Source organism: Vibrio sp. V09_P4A23P171 (assembly GCF_963875615.1).
Taxonomy (GTDB): domain Bacteria; phylum Pseudomonadota; class Gammaproteobacteria; order Enterobacterales; family Vibrionaceae; genus Vibrio; species Vibrio anguillarum.
The window spans coordinates 1-7,465 of sequence record NZ_CAWNMR010000036.1; the positions used below are offsets into that span (position 1 = coordinate 1).

At 38.8% G+C, this 7,465-nt stretch carries 7 protein-coding genes; all 7 read left to right on the forward strand.

The window, feature by feature from the left end; genetic code table 11:
- The first annotated feature begins 250 nt into the window (after positions 1-250).
- The 7 genes from AACT23_RS12085 (at position 251) to AACT23_RS12115 (ending at position 6,960) form a co-directional block, all read left to right on the forward strand.
- A complete protein-coding gene (locus AACT23_RS12085) occupies positions 251-703 on the forward strand; it encodes an NUDIX hydrolase (protein WP_045459119.1) in 453 nt (150 codons plus the stop codon).
- A gap of 157 nt (positions 704-860) precedes the next feature.
- Positions 861-1,301: a hypothetical protein gene (locus tag AACT23_RS12090; protein ID WP_029190018.1), complete on the forward strand. Its 441-nt coding sequence runs from the start codon at positions 861-863 to the stop codon at positions 1,299-1,301.
- Between the two features lie 532 nt (positions 1,302-1,833).
- Complete coding sequence (locus AACT23_RS12095) at positions 1,834-2,883, forward strand: hypothetical protein (RefSeq protein WP_094127282.1); 1,050 nt, start codon at positions 1,834-1,836, stop codon at positions 2,881-2,883.
- Between the two features lie 153 nt (positions 2,884-3,036).
- A complete protein-coding gene (locus AACT23_RS12100) occupies positions 3,037-3,477 on the forward strand; it encodes a GNAT family N-acetyltransferase (protein ID WP_025739799.1) in 441 nt (146 codons plus the stop codon).
- A gap of 628 nt (positions 3,478-4,105) precedes the next feature.
- Positions 4,106-4,807: a hypothetical protein gene (locus tag AACT23_RS12105; RefSeq protein ID WP_004413715.1), complete on the forward strand. Its 702-nt coding sequence runs from the start codon at positions 4,106-4,108 to the stop codon at positions 4,805-4,807.
- Positions 4,808-4,964: 157 nt separating this feature from the next.
- Positions 4,965-5,891 carry a hypothetical protein gene (locus AACT23_RS12110; RefSeq protein ID WP_094127288.1) on the forward strand — a complete coding sequence of 309 codons (927 nt, stop codon included), beginning with the start codon at positions 4,965-4,967 and terminating at the stop codon, positions 5,889-5,891.
- A 604-nt stretch (positions 5,892-6,495) separates the two neighbouring features.
- Entirely contained in the window at positions 6,496-6,960 is a 465-nt protein-coding gene (locus tag AACT23_RS12115) for an ASCH domain-containing protein (RefSeq protein ID WP_094127290.1), read from the forward strand.
- Positions 6,961-7,465 lie beyond the last annotated feature (505 nt).

Below are 7,465 nucleotides of genomic sequence, written 5' to 3' on the forward strand. Positions count from 1 at the left end.
TATTTATCTCGGCTCCTACTTGGGTTGGTTCTTGAATCACTCAACGATTGCAATTGTGGCTTTTGAACGAGTAAAGTCAGTTTATCTTATTGAATTTGCATAACAAACGGCTCAAGAGGGATTGCCGACGCGTGGCGGCTTTAGTTCAAAATTGAAGTTCAGTGTTTACAGTGTGTTTTTTGAGTTCGGCGGTGCGTTGTCAACCCCTTAGCCGGGCGTTAGCCGACTATCGTAGTTTCTAGGTATAAAAATGATTCCAATAAATAATTCAATTGTTTCCGGTGTGGCATTGTCGGAAATTAATGGTGAAACAAAGATGCTTCTAATGAAGCGAGTGAAAGGTGGCTTTTGGTGTCATGTTGCAGGCTCAATGGAAGAAGGTGAGTTGCCTTGGCAAACCATCGTCCGAGAGTTTCAGGAAGAAACCCAGATTGAAGTGACAGAACTGTACAATGGTCAATTCCTAGAACAATTTTACGAGTCCTATTCGAACGTTATTGAAGTCATCCCAGTCTTTGTAGTTAAGTGCCAAGCGAATCAAGAAGTCGTTCTTAATCACGAACACACAGACTTTAAATGGTGCAGTTTAGAAGAAGCGTTAGAGTTATCGCCTTTTCCAACACAACATGCAGCATTCAAGCACGTTTGGGAGTATTTTGTAGACAAGCCCATTAATGAGCTATGTCGTATAAAACTCGGCTAACAAAGCGTTTAAGACGGATTCACAACGCTTAGCATTTTGGGTTTGTATCAGATTAGGTGGCTACGGCACAATGGTTTAGGTTAGGTGGTCGCGTTGTTCACCACTTAACGCGGCGTTATGCTCTAGTCACAATCAAACTATTTTGGAATTTATCACAATGAAAAAATTAACAATTCTAGCTCTTTCATCACTGGCTTTCTTCTCATCTAACACTTTTGCTAGAGATGATGTGGGTAATTATTCGATTACAAAGGCAATGAGCTCTGAAGTGGCTAAATCTAAATTAGGCACTGAAGTTTCATTTTACTTTGGCGAGCAGAGTTACGGCAAAGTTCTCAAAGAATTAGGTGAATTTAAAACCAGTAAAAAAACGAACGCTTTCAATAAAACAGATGAAGAAGCGTGCAATTGGGTATTTCTTTCCGCCATGATTGCTCTTAAAGACAGAGCGATAAAAGAGGGTGGAAATGCAGTAGTTAATATCAAATCAAATTACAAAAATAACCTCACTTCAAGCAACGATACTTTTCAATGTGGTGCTGGAGCCGTAATGGCTGGAGTTGCATTGAGTGGTGAAGTTGTGAAGCTCAAAAAATAAGCATAACAAACGGTTAAAGAGGGATTGCCAACGCTCGTCGACTTTAGTTCAAAATTGAAATTCAGTGTTTACAGCGTGTTTTTTGAGTTAAGTGGTGCGTTGTCAACCCCTTAACCGGGCGTTATATCGCTTTATCAATTGAATGTACTCAGTCCGAGGTTTGACAAGCTAAACCAGCTTTCCATAGCCGGAGGTTTAAATTGGTTTGGCAACGAAGTTCAATCAAGCAGTTTGGTTAAAGTGTTTGTTTCTCAGGTTTCAGTGTTGAGTTCAAACAAAAAGGCTTTTTCTTGGTGGTTTATCGAAGCTGTTTCGTTTGAATTTAAATCAAAATGCTTTGTTCAAAAGGGTGTTGGCGGCAAGCCGCGAACGTCTTTTTGTAGCGTATAACAAAGCTATAAACAGGGACGCTTTGTCAATGCGGAAGTTTTCTAAAGTGTCGTGAATACAAAGGATTAAGCAGTTTTGGGCGGTTTGGTAAGCGCCCGTTATTGCGACGTTATAAGAAAAAGTTGGCATAGGAGAATAATAAATGAGTAATGATGTAACCTTGGTCATGGGTGATCAGAGTGATGATGAGCAATTCGTACAAGTACCAATTAAGAAGAAAGACTTTGGTGACTTTATTACAAATCTACTTGGACAACCTGAAGTAATACGTGACAAAAAGATTGGTTCATATGAAGCAAGTTTTGAGTGGTTAGTACATGTTCATCACTTGTTAGATCAGCGAATCAAACAGCAATCAAGAGCTACATTGGTTGATTTTTCAGCTCTTTTTAACTATCGAGATGCTCCAGAAAGAAAACTCTCTTCGATAGATGCTTTTCTAGCTTTTAATGAAGCAAAAATAGTTACGACCAAAGGCGTCAAATTAACGTGGACATACTTAGTTGAATTTCCGAATAAACCTACTCCGGAGAAGCAAGAAATTAGTCTAACATTGCTCACGGATAGGACTGAAGTTGTTCATTTAGGCGGTACTAAGGTTTTGCGTCAAACAACTAACGAGAATGGCATAGCAGCATATTCTATATCACATACTCAAAGAACGTGGGGTGACGATATTCAAAACCTACTCGACAAGGAAATTGAATCCATTTTCAAGAAGGAAACCAAATTAGAAAAATTTCTTAGTCGTACAGTAGTTTTGGTTGCATTAGCATTTTTTACTGCAGGGCTAGTTGTTCCAGATTACATTGAAAATCTAATTCTTGAGCGACAACTAGCTGTGCTATTTGCTGATTATGTAAAAGATGGTATTAACCTTACAGATTTATCGGTTGCTGATAAATTATCGTTAGTGCTAGAAATTGTAAATCCATCTAATAATATGTCGACTACCAGCGGTTGGTACAAAGGGCTTTCATTTATTGGTGGGTTAGCGCTAGGGATGTTTACTTTATACATTTTTGACCGAGATAAACCGTCATACATCACAGTAACAAATGAAGATAAGAACTTTAAAGATAAGTGTAATACTTCATCTAAAACACAATTTATCAAAAAGCTAGTTTCTTTTGGGTTTGCCGTAGCGACTGGAGTAGCAGCAAACTATGTTTACTTGTACCTAAGTAGTTAATTTTCTTATAACAAACAATTTAAGAGTGATTCCCAACGCTTGGCATTTTTCATTCCATCGTTGGGTTTTGTGTTTTCGGTGGTATGGTTGGGTTTTGTGGTGGCGTTGCTCACACCTTAATTGGGCGTTATGCCTCTCGAAAGGTAAATATGTATGAAGTTTGATTTCCGCTTGGGAACGATAGATGAAGTTTTAGAGGTTGATGCTCAAATACCTGAATTTGATGGTAGAACAACAGCAAGTAAATTAATGGCTAAATTAACGGGTAAAACGCACTTAATTCTAATCGCAAGCCACAATGAAAAGCCAATGGCATACAAAATTGGTTATGAGATTTCTAATACTGAGTTTTATAGCTGGCTTGGCGGAGTTGATCCAAATTATAGAAAACAAGGTGTTGCCACCAAGCTACGAGAGCAACAAGAATTATGGGCCCTTAATCACGGTTATAGTGCCATTAGTGTAAAATCGATGAACCAGTATCAAGCGATGTTGCAGTTGCTTATTTCTAGTGGTTATCAAATATCAGGTTACGAAGATAATGGTTGCACTGCTACTAGTAAAATTAAGTTTATCAAACAGTTAAACCAATAGGCATAACAAACGCTTTAAGAGGGACAGCCAACGCCTGGCATTTTTACTATGCGTTGGTTTTTGTGATTACGGTGTTATGCGGAAGCTTAGTAGTAGCGTTGTCTGCCCCTTAAGCGGGCGTTATGCTTAATCGCCAAAAAAATCAGTGGGTTATGATTGTTCTTTGTTCCCTTGGCTTGTGAGTTTCGTGCTCGTCGGCAAATTGGCTTCAGTGGGCGCTGTTTTCCGGACCATTATTCTTTGGCGCTGGAAATTCAGCGAATTGCCTCAATCAATTTATGGGCAAGCGCGAGGTTATAGCGGTTGGCTCAATCGGAAATTTGATCTTAGGTTTTTTCGTTTAAGCTGCCAAAGTTCAAAGTCTGATTTTCAAAATTATGAGTCATTTCAGTTTTTTGGTTTTAGGCTTTTGTTTGTGCATCAAAGCTGAGTTAATCTTGGTTTTGGTAAAACGTAAGTCATTGAAGCTTAAACATAACAAACGGTTCAAGAGGGACAGCCAACGCGCGGCATTTTTATCATGCATCGGTTTTTGTGGTTACGGTGTAATGCGGAAGCTTGGCAATGGCGTTGGCTGCCCCTTAACCGGGCGTTAGGTGCTCTCGTTGTCTGAGGAATGGAGATTCAAATGAACAAACTCGATGAAGATATTGGCTCATTTGCAGGTGTATACTCACTATTTGGTGTACTAGATGAATACCATGATAAGCAATATCTCGACAATCTGGAGTATAAAAGACGTTCCGAAAAGGAACTGTCTGATTACATTTCATCTGCCCAGACATCTATGGAAGAAATGGGAGAGGATTACGATTACCACAATTATGACTATGGTGTTGAACAAGAGCTAAGATTAGAAGAAATGGCTGCAAATGCTCAATTTGATTTCTTCAACGAAGCTAAAGAGTTGCATGCATTAGCGCTCATCGAAATGAAAGTAATGTTTCTATATAAAGAAATCGAGATTCGATTGAAGCAGATAATTTCTACCTACTATTCTCAAAAAACCAGCCAGTTATCAAATTTAAGAGCGTTGAATAGCTGTTTTGCAAGCAATGGGGTCGCTCTCGAAGAGATAAATGGCTATCAATTCATTGACGATTTAAGGCGAGTCAATAATGACTTAAAACATTCGCTGAAGATTAACGCTTCGAAAAAGATCAAGGTATTCAAAAGCAAAACAAAATTTGATAGCGAATCGTTGGGTGTGTTTTTAAAACTCGCGTCGTACGAAATAGAATCTTTTTTCAACCTTCTGATTAGAAAGATAAATGGTGAGGACGTTGTTGAGTTGGGTGATAGCAGCTTTCTTGGAGAAATCCCTTTTTAATTTGGACACGCACCTAACAAATTGTTCAAGAGGGATTCGCAACGCGTGGCATTTTTACTATGCGTTGGTTTTGGTGATTAAGGTGGTATGCGGCGGCTTTGGTATTGCGTTACTCACCCCTTAACAAGGCGTTATGCCCAAGTGGAGATAAATAAGAATGATTAAAGTTATGAATAATGGTGGCATCGCTTTGCACACCCATTTGAATCAGGTTTCAAGAGAAGATCTAAAACATCAGATGAGACATCCTGCGGAGACATTTGATCTAAAAATTAATCGGTTGCTTTCAGCATTAAAAGATCTGGACCTAGAAGTTCAGAGTAATGTGGAACGAGATACGCAGTTTGATATAGATGAGTCAATGGCAAAAAAGCTGTTTACTTATGTACAAACTGTAGATGAATTGTATGATGCTTCGTTCCTAATAATGAAGTCATTAAATGATACAATCACATCGGAAAATCAAGATGCGATAAAATGGTGTCAAAGTAACTGTAATGAGCCATACTCCGAATTTAAAGGAGCAGTTGATGGGTACCATAAACTAATTCGCATGATATCAAACAAAGTGAAGCATGACTCCCTGAGAGTAGATTTTGTTAGTCTAGTCAACAACCGAGGCATTAAAACCTTCGGCTTTTATTTCTCCAATGTAATTGGTGATAATAATCTAAACGGGGCAGATGTAGATATCCATCAAAAATACAAAGACTCGTCCACTGCTTTCTCATACAACTATTTTATAAGTTATACGTTGGGCTTGATATTTTATCTCATTGATAAATTAAACAGTGCTCTGTTTAAAGGAAAAAAGCTAAAGAATAACGACTACATCGGGTGGTCTGCAGGGGTAGGGTTACTAAATATTTTTCAAAAATATAATGAAGACTTTTTTCCTGATGAATACGAAAAATATTGCATGCGTTTGGAAAAAAATAAAAATACGATGAAGGTCGTATTTCCATACAAAGCAAACTCAGCTGTTGGCTATCATGTGACTAGTGTTCAACCATTTTTTAGAGTAGGTCAACCTGATAACGAAATGATAAATAAGTTCCCATATCATACTCTAATTTGGGCATAACAAACTGTTTAAGAGTGATTCGCAACGCGTGGCATTTTTACTTTGCGTTGGTTTAGGTGATTAAGGTGTTATGCGGCGGCATCGGTATTGCGTTGCTCACACCTTAACAGGGCGTTAGGCAAAGTGAGTTTTTATCAGCTAAATCGAGTTGAAATTGAACGGTAAATTCCATGCTTTGTGGCTTAACTTAAGCAATAAATCGTCATCACCTATTTGTTGTTTCTTGATCGCGTTGAGTTATTTTTCGTTGTGAATTCAGCGGCATAATAACCTTCAGCATCCAAACGTCCGCCGAGCATGCTACGCTCGTCACTTTTCTTCCAAACCGCTCAATTTGAGTTTTTTGTTTCTTTGCTGATTTAGCATTTTGGTTTATAAATGAATCGGTTAGTTGGTTTCAAGTTTGCAAAAAAGCCCTGTTCTTTAGTTTTGAAAGTGTCGGTGTCAATCGGTTGGCCTAACAAACGGCTCAAGAGGGATTGCCAACGCATGGCGACTTTAGTGCAAAATTGAAGTTCAGTGTTTACAGTGTATTTTTTAAGTTCGGCGGTGCGTTGCCAACCCCTTAGCCGGGCGTTATGTTTTTAATCAGGTTCAGAGAATCATGGAAGAAAAGAGTCAGTTATTTTTACAGCAGTACCTTCGAACTTTACCTAGTGAAGTGTCTGAAAAATATACATCATTTAGTTCGGATTACTTTTGCGCAGATGAATATAACGCAAATCTATGTGCTGATTTAATTCTACGTGGCGAGAAGCGTGCATCATGCAGCATGGAATACTGGTATAGCCACGAAAGTGAAGTATTACCTATAGTTGGCCACCTTCAAGTGGTCACAAACTGGGATGGTGAACCAATTTGTATAATTGAGATAACATCTGTCTCAAGTTGTCGATTCAACGAAGTGACGGAAGAGTTTGCGGCAAGTGAGGGTGAGGGCGACAAATCGCTAGAATGGTGGCGTAAGGCTCATTGGAAATTTTTCTCACGTGAATGTGAAACTTTAGGTATAGAGCCAAGTGAGGATATGTTATTGGTTTTAGAACACTTTAAGGTCGTGTATCAGTAAAAACATAACAAACGCTTCAAGAGGGACAGCCAACGCGTGGCATTTTTACTATGCGTTGGTTCTTGTGGTTACGGTGTTATGCGGAAAGTTGGTAGTAGCGTTGTCTGCCCCTTAAGCGGGCGTTAGGCAAGGTGAGTTTTTATCAGCTAAATCGAGTTGAAATTGAGCAGTAAATTTCATGTTTTGTGGCTTAATTTAAGCAATAAATAATCATCACATATTTGCTGTTTCTTGATCGCGTTGAGTTGCTTTTCGTTGTGAGTTTAGCGGCAAAATAACCTTCAGCATCCAAACGTCCGCCGAGCATGCTACGCTCGTCACTTTTCTTCCAAACCGCTCAATTTTAGTTTTTTGGTTTCTTTGCTGATTTAGCGTTTTGGTTTATAAATGAATCGTTTAGTTGGTTTTAAGTTGGTAAAAAAACCTTGTTCTTTGGTTTTAAAAGTGTTGTTGTCAATCGGTTGGCCTAACAAACGGCTCAAGAGGGATTGCCAACGCGTGGCGG

Excerpts from the sequence above, each read along its gene's own strand:
- AACT23_RS12085 (WP_045459119.1), top strand. The coding sequence starts at position 251 with ATGATTCCAATAAATAATTCAATTGTTTCCGGTGTGGCATTGTCGGAA.
- AACT23_RS12090 (WP_029190018.1), top strand. The coding sequence starts at position 861 with ATGAAAAAATTAACAATTCTAGCTCTTTCATCACTGGCTTTCTTCTCA.
- AACT23_RS12095 (WP_094127282.1), top strand. The coding sequence starts at position 1,834 with ATGAGTAATGATGTAACCTTGGTCATGGGTGATCAGAGTGATGATGAG.
- AACT23_RS12100 (WP_025739799.1), top strand. The coding sequence starts at position 3,037 with ATGAAGTTTGATTTCCGCTTGGGAACGATAGATGAAGTTTTAGAGGTT.
- AACT23_RS12105 (WP_004413715.1), top strand. The coding sequence starts at position 4,106 with ATGAACAAACTCGATGAAGATATTGGCTCATTTGCAGGTGTATACTCA.
- AACT23_RS12110 (WP_094127288.1), top strand. The coding sequence starts at position 4,965 with ATGATTAAAGTTATGAATAATGGTGGCATCGCTTTGCACACCCATTTG.
- AACT23_RS12115 (WP_094127290.1), top strand. The coding sequence starts at position 6,496 with ATGGAAGAAAAGAGTCAGTTATTTTTACAGCAGTACCTTCGAACTTTA.